Source organism: Pseudomonas sp. KBS0707 (assembly GCF_005937945.2).
In the GTDB taxonomy this organism is placed as follows: domain Bacteria; phylum Pseudomonadota; class Gammaproteobacteria; order Pseudomonadales; family Pseudomonadaceae; genus Aquipseudomonas; species Aquipseudomonas amygdali.
Genome location: NZ_CP041754.1, coordinates 2158230 through 2176052, shown reverse-complemented (window position 1 = coordinate 2176052; position 17823 = coordinate 2158230). Strand labels below are relative to the sequence as shown.

3 protein-coding genes are annotated in these 17823 nt (G+C 61.7%); all 3 read right to left on the bottom strand.

Translation table 11 applies throughout. The features are described from left to right. The 3 genes from FFH21_RS10210 to FFH21_RS10200 are packed head-to-tail and all read right to left on the bottom strand — an operon-like array spanning window position 1 to window position 17818. Entirely contained in the window at window positions 1-6456 is a 6456-nt protein-coding gene (locus tag FFH21_RS10210; protein ID WP_011168293.1) for a non-ribosomal peptide synthetase, read from the bottom strand. 14 nt (window positions 6457-6470) lie between these two features. Further along, window positions 6471-14411, bottom strand: a complete 7941-nt coding sequence (locus FFH21_RS10205) for a non-ribosomal peptide synthetase (RefSeq protein ID WP_011168292.1) — start codon at window positions 14409-14411, stop codon at window positions 6471-6473. Continuing rightward, window positions 14408-17818 carry a non-ribosomal peptide synthetase gene (locus FFH21_RS10200; protein ID WP_041924503.1) on the bottom strand — a complete coding sequence of 1137 codons (3411 nt, stop codon included), beginning with the start codon at window positions 17816-17818 and terminating at the stop codon, window positions 14408-14410. Before FFH21_RS10200 ends, FFH21_RS10205 begins: the two co-directional genes overlap by 4 nt. Between the last annotated feature and the right edge of the window lie 5 nt (window positions 17819-17823).

The window sequence follows — 17823 nt, the reverse complement described above, 5'->3', positions numbered from 1 at the left end:
TCAGATACCCGCCATTTCATTCATCATTTTTTCAATATCGGACAAGCCGTCCTCGGTCAGCGACAAACCGCTGCTGGCGAAAGCCTGAATAAATTCGTTCAATTGCGGTTTCTCGAAAATCAGGCGCAGCGGGATGTCGATCCCCAGGCCCGTGTGAATTCTGGAAATCAGTTGTGTGGCCAGCAGCGAATGGCCGCCCAGTTCGAAGAAGTCGTCGCTCAACCCGACGCGCTCGACTTTCAGCACGTCGGCCCAGATCGCAGCCATTTGCTGCTCCTGTTCAGTCGACGGCGCGACGTACTGGCGCTGCAACTGGCTGGCGTCTGGTGTCGGCAGGGCTTTGCGATCCAGCTTGCCGTTGGCGCTCAGGGGCATGCTTGCCAGCCAGACGAAGTGGGTCGGCACCATGTAATCGGGCAGTGTTTCCTTGAGATACACCTTGAGTGCATCACGCAGGTTATCGCCACTGTGCTCAGCCACCAGATAGGCTGCCAGCTGCTTGCCGGATGGGCCGTCAACGTCGATGACCACTGCTTCCTGAACGCTGCCGTGCTCCAGCAGGCTGGCTTCGATCTCGCCCAGCTCGATACGCAGGCCGCGAATTTTCACCTGATGGTCGATACGCCCGGCGTATTCGATAACGCCTTCATCGCGATAACGCGCCAGATCCCCGGTCCGGTAAAGACGCCCGCCCTGCTCGTCGAAAGGATCCGGCACAAAGCGTTCAGCCGTCAGCGCCGCGCGATTGTGATAACCCCGCGCCAGACCGATACCGCCCAGGTACAGCTCTGCCGAGACGCCCTGCGCGGCAGGCAGCAATCCGTCGTCGAGGATATGGGTTTTCAGGTTATCGATAGGTCGACCAATCGGCACGCTGAGCACGTCGTCTTTGGTGCAGGTCCAATGCGTCACGTCGATAGCCGCTTCGGTCGGGCCGTACAGGTTGAACAAACCCGTCTGCGGCAGACGCTTGAGCACCTGACCGGCCAGTTCGGAAGGCAGTGCTTCGCCGCTGCACACCACACGACGCAGGCTGTTACAGCCTTCTACCTGCGGATGAGTCAGAAACGCCTGGAGCATCGACGGGACAAAGTGCAGCGTCGTGACCTGATGTTCGCGGATGGTCTGCACCAGCCGCTCCGGATCGCGATGATCGCCCGGCAACGCCACGGCCAAACGTGCTCCGGTCAGCAGCGGCCAGAAGAATTCCCACACCGAGACATCGAAACTGAACGGGGTTTTCTGCAATACCGTATCGCTGCCATCCAGTGCGTAAGCCTTCTGCATCCAGTGCAAACGGTTGACCAGGGCGCGATGGCTGTTGCCGGCGCCCTTGGGCTTGCCGGTCGAACCGGAGGTGTAAATTACGTATGCCAGGTTCTGCGGGTGACTGAGGTTGATCGGGTTGGCGGTGCTGTAACCGTCAAGCCAATCGCCCTCCTGATCCAGACAAAGGCTCTGCACCTGAACCGGCAGGCCCTGTAGCAGCGCACTCTGGGTCAACAGCAAGCCAATGCCGCTGTCCTGCATCATGTAGGCCAAACGATCTTCAGGGTAATCCGGGTCCAGCGGCACGTAAGCGCCACCGGCCTTGATGATCGCCAGCAGACCAATGACCATATCCACGCTGCGCTCGACACAAATCCCCACCAGCACATCCGGGCCAACACCCGCCTCACGCAAGCGATGGGCAAGCTGATTAGCGCGGGCGTTAAGTTGCGCATAGCTCAGTTGTTCAGCCGCAAAAATCAGTGCCGGAGCGTCCGGCGTAGCCTGTACCTGGGCTTCGATCAGGCTGTGCAGGCAGTGCTCACCAGGGAAATCGGCAGCCGTGGCGTTCCAGTCGCGAACAATCTGCTGCTGTTCGGCAGCGTCAAGCATTGGCACCTCAGCAATACGCTGACCCGCATTGGCGCAAATGGCCTGCAACAGCGCGAGCCAGTGCCCGGCCATGCGCTCGATGGTGCTGCGTTCGAACAGCGCGGTGGCATAGGTCAGGCCCGCGCTCAAACCGCCATCGTGTTCGGCGGTGTTGAGGGTTAGGTCGAACTGCGCCGGATAGCTCTCGGACGTCAGCGCTTCGACCTGCAAACCGGGCAGTGCGCGCACCTCAGCACTGGCCTGGCTCTGGTGGTTGAACATCACCTGGAACAGCGGGCTGTGGCTGAGGCTGCGTTGAGGTTGCAAGGCCTCGACCAGCTGTTCGAACGGCAGTTCCTGATGCGCTTGAGCTTGCAGGGCCGCCTGTTTGACCTGTTGCAGCAGCTCGCTGAACGTGGTGTGCAGGTCGAATTCGGCGCGCAGCACCTGGGTGTTGACGAAGAAACCGATCAGGCCTTCGGTTTCCGCGCGGGTGCGGTTGGCAATCGGCACGCCGACACGAATGTCCGGCTGGCCGCTGTGGCGATGCAGCAAGGTCTGGAACGACGCCAGCAACAGCATGAACAGTGTGACGCCCTGTTGCCGCGCGACCTGTTTCAAGTCGTCGATCAACGCTGGCGCCAGCTCGACCGCCAGCCGCGCACCGGCGTGGCTTTGGACGACCGGGCGCGGATGATCGGCGGGCAATTCCAGAATCGGCTGCTGTTCGCCAAGTTGCTGCTTCCAGTAATCCAGCTGCCGCGCCTGTTCTCCGGCGTCCATCCAGTTGCGCTGCCACAGCGCGTAGTCGGCGTATTGCATGTCCAGCGCGGTCAACACCACCTCACGGCCCTGGCTGTAGCCTTCGTACAGGCGCACCAGTTCATCGACCATGATCGGCATCGACCAGCCATCGGAAACGATGTGGTGCTGGATCAGAATCAGCACATGTTCGTCAGTTGCAAGGTTCAGCAAGCGGACGCGCAGCAGCGGGCCCTTTTCCAGATCGAACGGGCGCTGCATTTCCTGCTGCACGCAGGCTTCAAGGGTTTGACCGGCAGGCACGGACTCGACCATCAGGGTCAAGGCACGCGGCGCATGGATGATCTGCACAGCCTGTTCGCCCTGCTGGCGGAAGGTAGTGCGCAGGGTTTCGTGGCGGGCAATCAATGCGCTGAAACTGTGCTCCAGCGCGGCAATGTCCAGCGAGCCGCTCAGACGCAGGGCCGCAGGAATGGTGTAAGCAGTGCTTTCTGGATCAAGCTGCCAGAGAAACCACTGGCGCTGCTGCGCGTAAGACAAGCCCAGCGGCTGGCTGCGGTCGGCCTTGATAAAGCGTGGCGCAGCATTGCCCTGCCCGTTGCCCGCAGCCTGGGCGAAAGCTGCCAGATCACGCGCTTCGAACAGGTCGCGCAACGACAGTTCGACGTCCAGTTGCTGACGGATGCGCGAGATCACCTGAGTGGCGAGCAACGAATGCCCGCCCAGTTCAAAAAAGTTGTCGCTACGCCCGACTTGCTCAACTTTCAGCACATCGGCCCAGATCGCCGCCAGTTGCTGCTCCAACTCGCCTTGCGGAGCGATGTAGGCCGCCTGCAACTGGCTGGCATCCGGCGCGGGCAGCGCCTTGCGGTCCAGCTTGCCGTTGGCGGTCAGCGGCATCTTGTCGAGGACGATGAAATGCGTCGGCACCATGTAATCCGGCAGATGCGCACGGAGCTCGGTTTTCAGCGCTTCGCGCAGGCTTTGCTGATCCTGATCAGGCTCAGCTGGGACTAGATACGCGGCCAATTGCCCGTCCACGGCCAGCACGATCACTTCGCGCACGGTCGGGTGCGCTTGCAGCCGCGCTTCGATTTCACCCAGTTCAATGCGGAAACCACGGATCTTCACCTGATGGTCGATACGCCCGGCGTATTCGATCACTCCGGCAGCGCGATAACGGGCCAGGTCGCCGGTGCGGTACAGGCGACCGCCGTCGCTGGAGAACGGGTCCGGCACGAAGCGTTCGGCAGTCAGCGCCGCGCGGTTGTGATAACCCCGCGCCAGACCCGCATGGCCAATGTGCAGTTCGCCGCTGCAACCTTGGGCGACCGGATTGAAATCAGCGTCCAGCACATACCAAGAGAGGTCTGGAATCGCCTCGCCAATCGGGCTGGTCGGGTTTTGCGTGTCGGCCTCGGTTATTGGCCTGTAGGTCACATGAACCGTGGTTTCGGTAATGCCGTACATGTTGATCAGTTGCGGTGCATGATCGCCAAAACGATCGAACCACGGCTTCAGGCTGGCCACGTCCAGCGCTTCGCCGCCGAAGATGACTTTTTCCAGCGACATCGGCGCAGGCGAATCACACGCCACACGCATCAACTGCTTGAACGCCGACGGCGTCTGGTTAAGCACTGTGACGCGCTGTTCCACCAGCAGCGCATGGAAGTCTTCCGGCGAACGGGTCACTTCGCGCGGCACGATCACCAGCCGACCGCCACGCAGCAGCGCGCCGAAAATCTCCCACACCGAGAAGTCGAAGGCGAAGGAATGGAACAGCGTCCACACGTCTTTTTCGTCGAATGTGAACCAGTCATCCGTGGCAGCAAACAGGCGCATCAGGTTGTGATGGGCGAGCAAGGTGCCTTTCGGTTTGCCGGTCGAGCCCGAGGTGTAGATCACGTAGGCCAGATTGTCCGGCGTGGTCTGGTTGACCGGGTTTTCCGTGCTGTAACCGTCCAGCGCATCCGCCAGATCCAGTGTCTGAACATGTGCAGGAATCGGCAGTTGGCCCAACAAATGTGCTTGAGTCAGCAACAGTTCGATACCGCTGTCCTGCATCAGAAAGCTCAGGCGATCCTGCGGGTAATCCGGGTCCAGCGGCACGTATGCACCACCAGCCTTGAGGATCGCCAGCATCCCTACAATCATGTCCAGACTGCGTTCAGCGGCCAGCCCCACGCGAACATCCGGGCCGACGCCCTGCTCGCGCAGTTTATGGGCCAACTGGTTGGCGCGGCTGTTGAGCTGTTGATAGCTCAATTGCTCGCCAGCAAAAGTCAGGGCGATGGCCAACGGCGTGCGCTCGGTCTGGGTTTCGATACGTTGATGGGCGCAATATTCACTTGGATAAACCGCAAGGTTAGGGTTCCAGTCGCGCAAGGCGTCTTGCCGTTCTTCGACGCTTAACAGCGGCAGATCAGCGATACGCTGGTTGGCGTCGCGGCACATGCCATTCAGCAGGTTGCACCAATGCCCGGCCATGCGCTCGATGGTTGCGGCGTCGAACAGGTCGGTGGCGTAGGTCAACGAAGCGGCCAGGCCGTTCGGGCGTTCGCAGGTGTCCAGGGTCAGGTCGAACTGCGCCGTGTGTTTGTCGGACACCTGATATTCCAGGCGCAGACCGGCCAGTTCGCGGGCCTCGTTGTGGCCTTCGCTCTGGTGGTTGTAGGCCACCTGAAACAGTGGGCTGCGGCTCAAGTCGCGCTGCGGTTGTAATGCTTCGACCAGTTGTTCGAACGGCAGGTCTTGATGGGCTTGGGCCTCGACAGCAGTCTGCTTGATCTGTTGCAGCAACCCGGCCACGGTGGTTTGCGTGTCGAAGTCGGCCTTGAGCACCTGGGTGTTGACGAAGAAACCGATCAACCTCTGGGTTTCGCTGCGAGTGCGGTTGGCGACGGGCACGCCGACGCGTATATCGGCCTGGCCGCTATAGCGGTGCAACAAGGTCTGCAACGACGCCAGCAACAGCATGAACAGGGTGATGCCCTGCTGCCGCGCCAGAGTCTTGAGGTCGTTCAGCAGCGCGGCATCCAGCTCGACATTCAGTCGCGCTCCGTCGTAGCTACGCAGCGCCGGGCGCGGTCGATCGGTGGGCAGTTCCAGAATCGGCTGTTGCTCGCCCAGATGTTGCTTCCAGTACGCAAGCTGGCGTTCCTGCTCGCCCATTTCAAGCCAGTTGCGCTGCCAGAGGGCGTAGTCGGCGTACTGAATCGGCAACGGCGTCAATTCGGCCTTGCGGCCCAGCGTGGCGGCCTGATAGCACTGCATCAGCTCGTCGACCATGATCGGCATCGACCAGCCATCGGAGACGATGTGGTGCTGGGTCAGCACCAGTACGTGCTCCTGCTCGCTCAGTTTGAGCAGCCTGACCCGCAACAGCGGCCCGTGTTGCAGATCGAAGGGCTGTTGCACTTCCTGATCGACATAACGCTCGACCGTTTCGCCAGCCGCCAGTTGATCAACGTCTAGCGCAAACGGCGACGCCGGATGCACCACCTGCAACGCCTCGTCGCCCGGCTGTTCAAACGTGGTGCGCAGGGTTTCGTGACGCTCGATCAGGTGTTCGACGCTACGCCGTAATGCCTCGACATCCAGCACACCATGCAGGCGCAGCGCCAGCGGAATGTTGTAGGCCGCGCTGTGCGGTTCCAGTTGCCAGATGATCCATTGCCGCTGCTGCGCATAGGAGAGCGCAGACGGGGCCTGCGTCTCCCGCACAGCGATCGGTGTGACCCCGTAGAGATTCACCCCCTGGCGCTTGAGCAGGACCGCCAGCGCCTTGCGTTCACGGGCGGACAGCGATTTAACGGAGTCAAGCAACTGTTGCACTGGGGTCTCTCCTGCTAAGCAATCAAATTATCAATTTCCTCCGCTGATAAACGTTTGAGTGCCTCCAGTGATTTAGTCAATTCGTCCAGCGCATGGTCACTTTCGCCATTTTTTTCGTGCAGCGTGGCGCAGAAGTCCGCCAGCACCGGCTGTTCGAACAGGTCCTTGAGGCCGACCTCGCGCTGCAACTGCTCGCGCACTCGCACCAGCATCTGTACCGCCAGCAACGAATGCCCGCCCAGCTCAAAGAAGTTGTCGCTACGCCCGACCTGCTCGACCTTCAGCACATCGGCCCAGATCGCCGCCAGTTGCTGCTCCAACTCGCCTTGCGGAGCGATGTAGGCCGCCTGCAACCGGCTGGCATCCGGCGCGGGCAGCGCCTTGCGGTCCAGCTTGCCGTTGGCGGTCAGCGGCATCTTGTCGAGGACGATGAAATGCGTCGGCACCATGTAATCCGGCAGATGCGCACGGAGCTCGGTCTTCAGGGTTTCGCGCAGGCTTTGCTGATCCTGATCAGGTTGGGCTGGGACTAGATACGCGGCCAATTGCCCGTCCACGGCCAGCACGATCACTTCGCGCACGGTCGGGTGCGCTTGCAGGCGCGCTTCGATTTCGCCCAGTTCGATGCGGAAACCACGGATCTTCACCTGATGGTCGATACGCCCGGCGTACTCGATCACTCCGGCAGCGCGATAACGGGCCAGGTCGCCGGTGCGGTACAGACGACCGCCGTCGCTGGAGAACGGGTCCGGCACGAAGCGTTCGGCAGTCAGCGCCGCGCGATTGTGATAACCCCGTGCCAGACCCGCATGGCCGATGTGCAGTTCACCGCTGCAACCCTGGGCGACCGGGTTGAAATCAGCGTCCAGCACGTACCACGACAAATCCGGGATCGCCTCGCCAATCGGGCTGGCCGGGTTTCGCGTGTCGGCCTCGGTTATTGGCCTGTAGGTCACGTGAACCGTGGTTTCGGTAATGCCGTACATGTTGATCAACTGCGCTGCTTGATCGCCGAAACGGTCGAACCACGGCTTCAGGCTGGCCACGTCCAGCGCTTCGCCGCCGAAGATGACTTTTTCCAGTGACATCGCCACAGGCGAATCACACGCCACACGCATCAACTGCTTGAACGCCGAGGGCGTCTGGTTGAGCACTGTGACGCGCTGCTCCACCAGCAGCACATGAAAGTCTTCCGGCGAGCGGGTCACTTCGCGCGGCACGATCACCAGTCGACCGCCATGCAGCAGCGCGCCGAAAATCTCCCACACCGAGAAGTCGAAGGCGAAGGAATGGAATAGCGTCCACACGTCCTTTTCGTTGAAAGCAAACCATTCGTCCGTGGCGGCAAACAGGCGCATCAGGTTGTGATGGGCGAGTAAGGTGCCTTTCGGTTTGCCGGTCGAGCCCGAGGTGTAGATCACGTAGGCCAGGTTGTCCGGCGAGGTCTGGTTGACCGGGTTTTCCGTGCTGTAACTGTCCAGCGCATCCGCCAGATCCAGTGTCTGAACATGTGCAGGAATCGGCAGGTGCCCAAGCAAATGCGCCTGGGTCAGCAACAATTCGATACCGCTGTCGTGCATCAGAAAGCTCAGGCGATCCTGCGGATAATCCGGGTCCAGCGGCACGTATGCACCACCGGCCTTGAGGATCGCCAGCATCCCTACGATCATGTCCAGACTGCGTTCAGCGGCCAGCCCCACGCGAACATCCGGGCCGACGCCCTGCTCGCGCAGTTTATGGGCCAGTTGGTTGGCGCGGCTGTTGAGCTGTTGATATCTCAATTGCTCGCCAGCAAAAGTCAGGGCGATGGCCAACGGCGTGCGCTCGGCCTGGGTTTCGATACGTTGATGGGCGCACTGCCCGGTCGGGTAATGCTGCACGCTTTGCGTCCAGGCAGTCGGCAGGGTCAACTCGCCGAGACGTGCCGTCGCGGATGTACTGAGGCTTTGCAGCAAGTGATCGAAATGCGCCGCCAGTTGCAGAATGCCTTCGGCACTGAAGTGTTGCCGGTCGTAACTGAAACGTACCGACAGCACGTCGTTGGCCTCGACCACCAGGGTCAGCGGGTAATGCGCTTGCTCCTGATTACGCAGGTCGCTGAACGTCAGACCGTCCGGCGCGCGCTGCAAGGCTTCAGACACCGGGTAGTTTTCGAATACCAGTATGTTGTCGAACAGCGCCTCGCCACTGTTACGTGCCCAGCGCTGGATGTCATACAGCGGCGTGTGCTCATGCTCGCGCAGGGCAATGTTCTTCGCCTGCACCTGCTGCACCCAGTCGCCGACGGTCTGTTCCGAACGCGGGCAGGCGATCACCGGCAAGGTGTTGATGAACAGGCCCAGTTGCTCCTCGACGCCCGGCAATTCAGCCGGACGCCCGGCCACCGTGGCACCAAAGGTCACGCTGGACTGACCGGTATAGCGTTGCAGCAGCAACAGCCAGGCGGATTGCACCAGCGTATTGAGGGTCACGTGCTGCTCGCGGGCAAACTCGCTCAAGCGCCGGGTGCCGTCGGCATCGATCAACTGGATGTAATCGCCATAGCCCTGCTGATCGGTTGATGTTTTGAAGGCTTGCAGCAAGCGGGTCGGCTCATCCAGTTCAGCCAGCTCTGCGGTCCAGAAGCGCTCGCTGACATCAGCGTCCTGATCCTGTAGCCACTGGATGTAATCGCGATAACGTCCCGCCTGTTTCGGCGGCGTCTCACCGCTGTAGCGTTGCAGCACTTCGCCCAGCAGCCGCGAGCTGCTCCAGCCATCCATCAAAATATGGTGACTGGTGTAGATCAGCTGCCACGCGTCGTCGCCAGTGCGCACTACCGCCAGGCGCAACAGCGGGCCGTGCGCCAGATCAAAACCCTGCTGACGGTCGGCCTGCGCCCAGTCGTCGAGCCAGTTTTGCGGCTTGCCACGCGCATCCAGCTCGACAAAAGGCAGTGTGACCTGACGTTGCACGACTTGCAGCGACTGTTCGCTCTGGCTGATAAAACAACTGCGCAGCACTTCGTGGTTGTTCACCGCTGATTGCCATGCGTTATGGAAACGCGGCACATCCAGCCCGCTGATGCTCACGCGCATCTGGTTGATGTAGTTGCCCGCGCCCTCATCGAACAGCGAGTGGAACAGCATGCCCTGCTGCATCGGCGACAGCGGGTAGATATCTTCGATCTCGCCCGCAGCAATCGGCAAGCCGTCGAGTTGCGTTTGAATGAGGCGCGCCAGCGGAAAGTCCGACGGTGTGACGCCCTGATGCCCGGCGGTGCAGTGGTCGATCAGCGTGGTCAGCGCCTGCTCGTAGCGGCGCGCCAGGGTATCGATGGTCGAGGCGTGGTACACCTCACGGCTGAAGCTCCAGTCCAGTTGCAACTGGCCATCGAACACCTGACCGTTGAGGCTCAGCCAGTTGCCCAGCGGGCCGTCTTCGCACAGCGCAGTGCCAGTTTTGTCGGCACTTGGCACGAACAACGCGCCTTGTTGTTCGTTGAAGCTGCCGTCGAACTGGCCCAGGTAATTGAACGTGACCCGTGCCTGCGGCAAGGCGGCCAATTGTTGCTTAAACGACGGCTCGCCGAGATGATGTAATACGCCGTAACCAATACCTTTGTTTGGCACGGCACGCAGTTGTTCCTTGATCCCGCACAGGCTCGCACCCGGCGCGATTTGCGGCGTGAGGCGAACCGGAAACAGGCTGCTGAACCAGCCGACGGTACGGCTAAGATCGGTGTCGTCAAACAAGTCTTCGCGGCCATGCCCTTCCAGCTGAATCAGCACCGACGGCTGCTGACTCCACTCGCACAACACTTGCGCCAGCGCGGTCAACAGCAGGTCGTTGACTTGTGTGCGGTACGCGGCAGGTGCGACTTTCAGCAGCTTGTGGGTCAGGTCCTTGCTCAACCAGGATGAGGCATGGGCAGCATCGCGATTGCGCATCGAACCTTCGGGCTTGTCGCGCGGCAGCGGTTGATCGTCGCCCTGTAAAGCGTGTAGCCAGTAATCGCGCTCGGCTGTCAGCGTTTCGCCGGTCGCATACTGTTGCAATTGCTCAGCCCAATGCTTGAGCGACGTGGTTTTCGCTGCCAACGCCACAAGCTGGCCTTTAGTCAGGGCGACGTAAGCCTGTTGCAAGTCTTCCAGCAGCACCCGCCACGACACGCCGTCGACGGCCAAATGATGAATCACCAGCAACAAACGCTGCTCGCCCTGCGGCAGGTTGACCAACAGCGCCCGCAGCAGCGGACCGTTTTTCAGGTCAAGACTGCGCTGCGCCTCGTCGGCCAGTTCAGGCAAGCGCTCAATGCTGTCCAGCTCATGAACCCACAGCAGGTCGCGAGTGTTCAGCGCGCCGAATGTGGCTTGCCATTGGCCGTCTTGCTGGGTGAAACCCAGACGCAGCGCGTCGTGCTGTTCGATCAGCGCGGTCAGTGCAGCTTGAAGGTGGATTGCATCCAGCGTTTGCAGGGGCTTGAGCATCAGCGCCTGATTCCAGTGCTGACGCTCGGGGATGTCCAGTTCGAAGAAGCGCGCCTGAATCGGCAGCAACGGCAGCGAGCCACTGACCTGTTCGACCAGCGCAGCAGGCCTTTTCTGGATCAGTTTTGCCACCGAGGCCAGCTGGCCGATGGTCTGCTTTTCGAACAACTGCTTGGGGCTGAGTTTGATGCCCTGGCGCTTGGCGCGAGCGATGATCTGCAGGCTGAGGATCGAGTCGCCGCCCAGTTCGAAGAAGTTGTCGGTGCTGCCGACTTGTTCCAGTTTCAGTACGTCAGCCCATACGGCGGCGAGCTTTTCCTCGATCTCGCCGACCGGCGCGGTGTAACGCTGTTTGACCACGCCCGGCTTGGGCAAGGCGCGCTTGTCGAGCTTGCCGTTGGCGGTCAGCGGCAGGCTGTCCAGCAGCATGATCTGAGCGGGCACCATGTAGTCGGGCAAGCATGCAGCCAATTGCTCGCGCAGGTTGTCGACGGTCAGGCTGGCACCGGCTGCCGCGACGCAATAGGACACCAGTTGCAGGCGCGATTCGTCTTCATCGACAGGCAATGCCAGCACGCTGGCTTGCGCAACCGAAGGCAGGTTCAGCAGCACCCGCGCCACTTCGGCAGGCTCGACACGATAACCGCGCACTTTGACTTGATCGTCGGCACGGCCGATGAATTCCAGCAAGCCCTGATGATTGCGACGCATGCGGTCGCCGCTGCGATAGGCGCGTGCGCCATTCTCTGCAAACGGGTCCGGCACGAAACGCTCGGCGGTCAGCGCAGGCTGACCGATGTAGCCCAGCGCGACACTGTCGCCACCGATGTACAGCTCGCCCGCCACCTGAGTGCCAACAGGGTTCAGCACATCATCCAGCAGGTAAGCACTGGCCCCCGGCAATGGCGCACCGACCGGCACCTTAGTGGATAGATATAAACCTTGTGGGAGCGAGCCGGGCGACGCTTCGCTTGCTCGCGAAAGCGGTAGTAGAGCCTCAGCCTTTTGCAAGCCTGTGCCGGCCTCTTCGCGAACAAGTTCGCTCCCACAGGGGATCGTGTCCACTTTCAATTCATGGGTCAGTACGCCAACAGTGGTTTCGCTCGGGCCGTAGTGGTTGATCACCCGGCAATCCGGTTTGAGCTGACGCACCTGCTCGACCAGCGCAGGCGAACAGGCTTCGCCACCGACGATCAGTGCATGCTGCGGCAACACATCGGCAGGCTGGCTGGCCTGCAACAGCGCGGCCAGATGACCGGGCACGATCTTCAGCACGCCAACCTGATGCTCGGCCATGTAAGCCGCGAAGGCATCAGGGTCGAAACCCAGCGCCTCAGTCAGCACATGCAGCGTGCGTCCTGAACACAGCGCGCCGAACAGCACGGTATGACCAAGGTCGGCGGCGATGGTCGACACCAGCGCCATGCTCGCCTGGGGAGCCAGTTGCAACTGCTCCAGCAGACCACGCACGTAAGAGGCCAGCGCGCCCTGGCTGACCAATACGCCCTTGGGCTGACCGGTGGAGCCGGAGGTATGAATAACGTAAGCCGCTGAATCGGCTGACAGCGTGATATCAGGACGACTGACCGGCAAGTCCTGCCACAGCGCAGGTGTCCAGGCCAGGCCCTCACAACCGGCAACATCCAGTGACGTCTGACGCACATCGCCTTCGGCACACAGCAGCACTTTGGCCTGGGCGTTGCTCAGCATCTGTTGCAGGCGCGCATCGGGGGCTTTGACGTCCAGCGGCATGTACACACCACCGGCCTTGAAGATCGCCAGCACCGCCGTAAGCCAGTCCAGCGAACGCTCCATCAACACCGCAACCGGCTGGCCTTCGCTAATACCCGTCCGGATCAGATGATGGGCCAGCTGATTGGCGGCCTGATCCAGTTCCAGTGTCGTCAGGCTGCGATCCAGACACCGAGCGGCCAGCGCATCAGGCTGCGTCCGCACCTGCTGGTCCCAGAGTTGCAGCACCTGAGGCGCTGCCTCGCGCACTTGGCGCGGTGGCTCGATTGCCAGTGCACCGAGGCTGAACAACGGCGCCTGCGGCGCATCGAGCAGGGTTTTGAACAGCGCAAGCATTTCGGGAATGAACCCTTCGACGGTGGCGCGTCGATACAGGTCGCTGGCGTAGGCCATGTCGCCATGAATCAGCGTGCCGTCGTCGGTGATGTCCAGCGCCAGATCGAAATGCGCGCCCTGCTCGTCGAAGGCGTATTCGCTGACTTCCAGCCCGGCCAGCTTGAGCGCGGTTTTCTGTTTGAGGATTACGTTCTGGTTGAACTTGGCCTGAAACAGCGGGTTGTGGCCCAGGCTGCGCTCGGGTGCCAGTTGATCGACCAGTTGCTCAAAGGGTACGTCCTGATGCGCCTGCGCGCCGAACGAGGTGTCACGGATCTGCACCAGCAGGTCAAGGTAGCTCAGGCGCTCGTCCACCTGGCAGCGCAAAACCTGAGTATTGATGAAGAAACCGATCAACCCTTCGGTTTCAGCACGGCCGCGGTTGGCGTTTGGCACGCCGATGCGGATATCACGCTGCCCGGCCTTGCGCGACAGAAACAGCGAAAAACCGGCCAGCACCAGCATGAACAGGGTCATGCCCTGCGTGCGCGCAAAGGCGTTGAGCTGGCGCGACAGATCAGCGCCGAAATCAAAGCGCAGGTGCTCGCCCTGATAGCTTTGTGTCACCGGGCGCGGGAAATCCTGCGCGGCGTCCAGCAAAGGTTGTTCGTCACCCAACTGGCTGCGCCAGTAATCCAGTTGCCGCGCGCCCTCGCCCGCCTCCAGCCAGCTGCGCTGCCAGATAGCGTAGTCGGCGTATTGCAGCGGCAGCTCTGGCAGCGCTGGTTCGCGACCTTCGCAATACGCCTGATAGCAGTGCACGAACTCCTGAATCATGACGTCCATCGACCAGCCGTCGGAGACGATGTGGTGCATGCTCACCACCAGCACATGCTCGTCACTGGCAAGACGGAACAGGTGCGCACGCAGCAACGGGCCTGTGCGCAAATCAAACGGCTGGCTGGTGACGGTAATAACTCGCAACGCCAGTTCGGCATCGCGCAGTTCGACATCAGCCAGACCGGACAAATCAATGCTGTCCAGCGCCACGGTCTGATCATGCAGCAGCACTTGCTGCGCCTGATCACCGTCGGTATGGAACACAGTACGCAGCACTTCGTGGCGCTCGATCAGATGATCAAAGGCGCGGCGCAATGCCGACTCGTTCAGCGGGCCTTGCAGACGCAGGCCGGTGGTCATCTTGTAGGCGTCGCTCTGCGGGTCGAGCTGCCAGAGGAACAGCAGGCGTTGCTGGGCGAACGACAGCGGAATCGCGCTGAAATCATGACGGCTGACCGGTACCGGCAACAGGCTGAAATCCTTGCCTTCCTGGCGCAAGCGGGCGAGGAACTGCTGGCGTTGTTCCAGTGGCAGGCCGACAAAACGTTTCGCGATGCGTGCAGCGGTGGTCCCGGTCATGCGCCAAATTCCTCCAGTGAGTCCATGAACTGGTCCATGTCGCTCCAGTCGTTATCCGTTGTGTTGTCGGTCAGCGCGGCCACTTCGAAGGCGAGATCGCTGAGCAGCGGTTTTTCAAACAGGGTGCGCAACGGCAGGCTGATGCCCAGTCGCGTCTTGATCCGGGCGATGACTTGCGCGGCAAGCAACGAATGGCCGCCCAGCTCGAAAAAGTGATCATCCAGACCGACCTGCTGTACGTGCAGGACTTCTTGCCAAATAGCAGCGAGGCAGATTTCCACATCGCTGTGCGGCGCGCGATAACGCGCCTGCAACTGGCTTGAATCGGGCGCTGGCAGTGCCTTGCGGTCCAGTTTGCCGCTGGGCGTGAGTGGCAACTCCGGGAGCAGCAATAAATGCGTCGGCACCATGTAATCCGGCAGGCTGGATTGCAACTGGCTCTTGATGCCCTGGCGCAGCGCCAGTTGCTCGGCATCGCCGTTCGCCATGACCTGCGGCACCACGTAAGCGACCAGTTGCGTGCTGCCCGCCAGCTCGACAGCCAGTACCACCGCTTCGCGCACGCCTGTGCATTGCTGCAGGCGCGATTCGATTTCGCCCAGTTCAATACGGAAACCGCGGATTTTCACTTGATGGTCGACCCGACCGACGTACTCGACAGCGCCGTCAGCGCGCAGCCTGGCGCGGTCACCGGTGCGATACAGGCGCTCACCGGGCACGAACGGATCAGCCACGAAACGCTCGGCGCTAAGGCCGGGCTGGGCGTGATAGCCCCGCGCCAGGCCGGGGCCGCCGATATACAACTCGCCCACTGCGCCCTGCGGCAGCAGATTCAGTTGATCGTCGAGCACGTACAGCCGTCGTCCCGCCAGAGCTCTGCCAATCGGCACACCGCGCCACGACACCTGTTCCGCAGTCAGTGCACTGCAATCGTGAATGCTCGATACCACCGTAGCTTCGGTCGGCCCATAGGTGTTGAGCAGGCGCACGTGCCCGAGCCCGGCCTTGTGCCACAGGCGCAGACCTTCGACAGCCATCGCCTCGCCGCCGACGTGAATCTGCCGCAGCGCGCCGTAATGCGCAGGCGGGCTGGCGGCAAAATCCTGAACCAGTGTCAGCCAGTAGGCTGCCGGCAAGTCCGCGAGGGTCACGCCGTGTTCGACGATGGCTTGATGGAAGGTGGTGCTGTCCCACAAACGCTTGCCACGCAAGACCACGGCCGCGCCGCGACACAGCGGTGGGTAGAACTGCTCGACGAAGCCGTCGAAGCTATGGGTGGCAAATTGCAGGACCCGGTCGCCTTCGCGCAGGTCGCTGTAGTTCGCGCCCAACGTTACAAATTCGGCCAGCGCGCCATGACTGATCGCCACGCCTTTTGGCCGACCGGTAGAGCCCGAGGTGTAGATCACGTAGGCCAGATTGGCCGGATCAACGGCAATGTCCGGGTTTTGCGGGCTGGCTGCCGCACTGCTCATCTGATCGATGCACAGGCACTGAATACCCGCCAGCTCAGGCAGCGTCGTCTTTTGCTGGCTGTGGGTCAGCAGCAGTTTCAGGCCGCTGTCCTGCAGCACATGACGTAGACGCTCGCTCGGCGCGCTCAGGTCCAGCGGCACATAGGCACCGCCTGCCTTGAGCACCGCCAGCAGCGCGACGGGCATGTCCAGCGAACGGCCCAGTGCCACGCCGACCAGCACGTCCGGGCCGACGCCTTGCTCACGCAGTTGCCAGGCCAGACGGTTGCTGCGCTCATTCAGTTCGGCGTAACTCAGGCTGGGCGCCTGGCCTTCACGGGCGAGGATCAATGCCGGAGCGCTCGGTGTGCGCTGCACTTGCGCTTCGAACTGGCGATGCGCGGGGGTTGTGGTGTCGGCTTTGGCTGCGCTGTCGATATCCAGCAACTGAGCGCGCTCATCGGTCGACAGCATCGACAGTTCGGCAACGGTTTGCAGCGGGTCGGCACAGACCGACGCCAGCAGGTTGCGCCAATGTGCGGCCAGACGAGCGATGGTCGCCTGGTCGAAAATATCAGTGGCGTAGGTGAAAGCGGCGTTCAGCTGCTCACCTTCGCCGCTGGTGGCAAGCATCAGATCACTGGCCGCGGCGTGCGAACGCTGGGCCAGTGCCTGTTGCTCGGCAGGCAGATTGGCCACGCGCAGGCCGCCGCTCAATTGTTTGTCCAGCAGGTCGGCAACCACCGGCTGGTGGTTGAACATCACTTGAAACAGCGGGTTGTGGCTCTGGCTGCGCTCGGGTTGCAAGGCGTCGATGATCGCGTCGAACGGCAACTCCTGATGCGCCTGAGCACCGGTCGAGGCATTGCGCACGGTGTGCAGCAAATCGACAAAGCGCGTCTGCGCCGTCACTTCACTGCGCAGCACTTGGGTGTTGATAAAACAGCCGATCAGCCCTTCGGTTTCGCTGCGGGTGCGGTTGGCGATCAGGCCGCCGACACGAATGTCGGTCTGCCCGCTGTAGCGGTGCAGCAGGCTTTTGAAGGTTGCCAGCAGGACTACGAAAAGGGTCACGCCCTGACGTTGCGCGAGGGTTTTCAGGTTACGCAGCAGCTCGGGCTCCAGCGCCAGTTCCAGACGCGCGCCATCATGGCTGGGCAGCGCCGGATACGGGCGTTCTGTGGGCAGCTCCAGTACCGGGTGCTCTTCGCCCAGATGGCTGCGCCAGTAATCCAGCTGACGTTCCTGTTCGCCAGCCTCCAGCCAGCTGCGTTGCCACAGCGCATAGTCGCGGTACTGCACGGGCAGCGGCTGAAAAGGCAGCGGTTTACCAGCCAGCAGCGCGTCATAGCCGCGCAGCCATTCGTCGATCAGCACGTTCATCGACCAACCGTCGGTGATCATGTGGTGCAGGTTGAGCAGTAGTAGGTGTTCCTGTTCGGCGAGGCGCAATACCTGCACGGTAAACAATGGCCCGCGCTGCAGGTCGAAGGTCTGCGCCGACTGTTCGGCCATCGCCTGCCGCGCACTCGCCCAGCGCTGTTCGTGAGGCTGCTGGCTCAGGTCGATCAGGCGGATGCTGACGGGTGTCGGCGACGCAACACGTTGAAACGCCCGGTCGCCTTCCTGACCGAAGGTGGTGCGCAGGCTTTCATGCCGCTCGACCAGCGCACTGAACGCTCGTTCCAGCAACGGCAGCTCCAGCGGGCCATTCAGGCACACCGACATCGGCAGATTGTAGGCTGCGCTGTGCGGGTCCAGTTGCCAGAGAAACCACATGCGTTGCTGGGCATAAGACAGCCCGTCACGCTCGGCCAGCCCTGCGCAGGAAGGGATCGGGAACAGCGAGAAATCCATGTTCTCCTTGCGCATGCCATCCAGAAACAGACGACGTTTTTCAAGGGGCAACTCGACAAAACGGCGAGCGAGTTTCTGGGCGTGTTCGGGGTTCATGGGTC

What these genes read in the sequence shown, in the direction of transcription:
- FFH21_RS10205 (WP_011168292.1), bottom strand. Translation starts at nt 14,411, where the DNA reads ATGACCGGGACCACCGCTGCACGCATCGCGAAACGTTTTGTCGGCCTG.
- FFH21_RS10200 (WP_041924503.1), bottom strand. Translation starts at nt 17,818, where the DNA reads ATGAACCCCGAACACGCCCAGAAACTCGCTCGCCGTTTTGTCGAGTTG.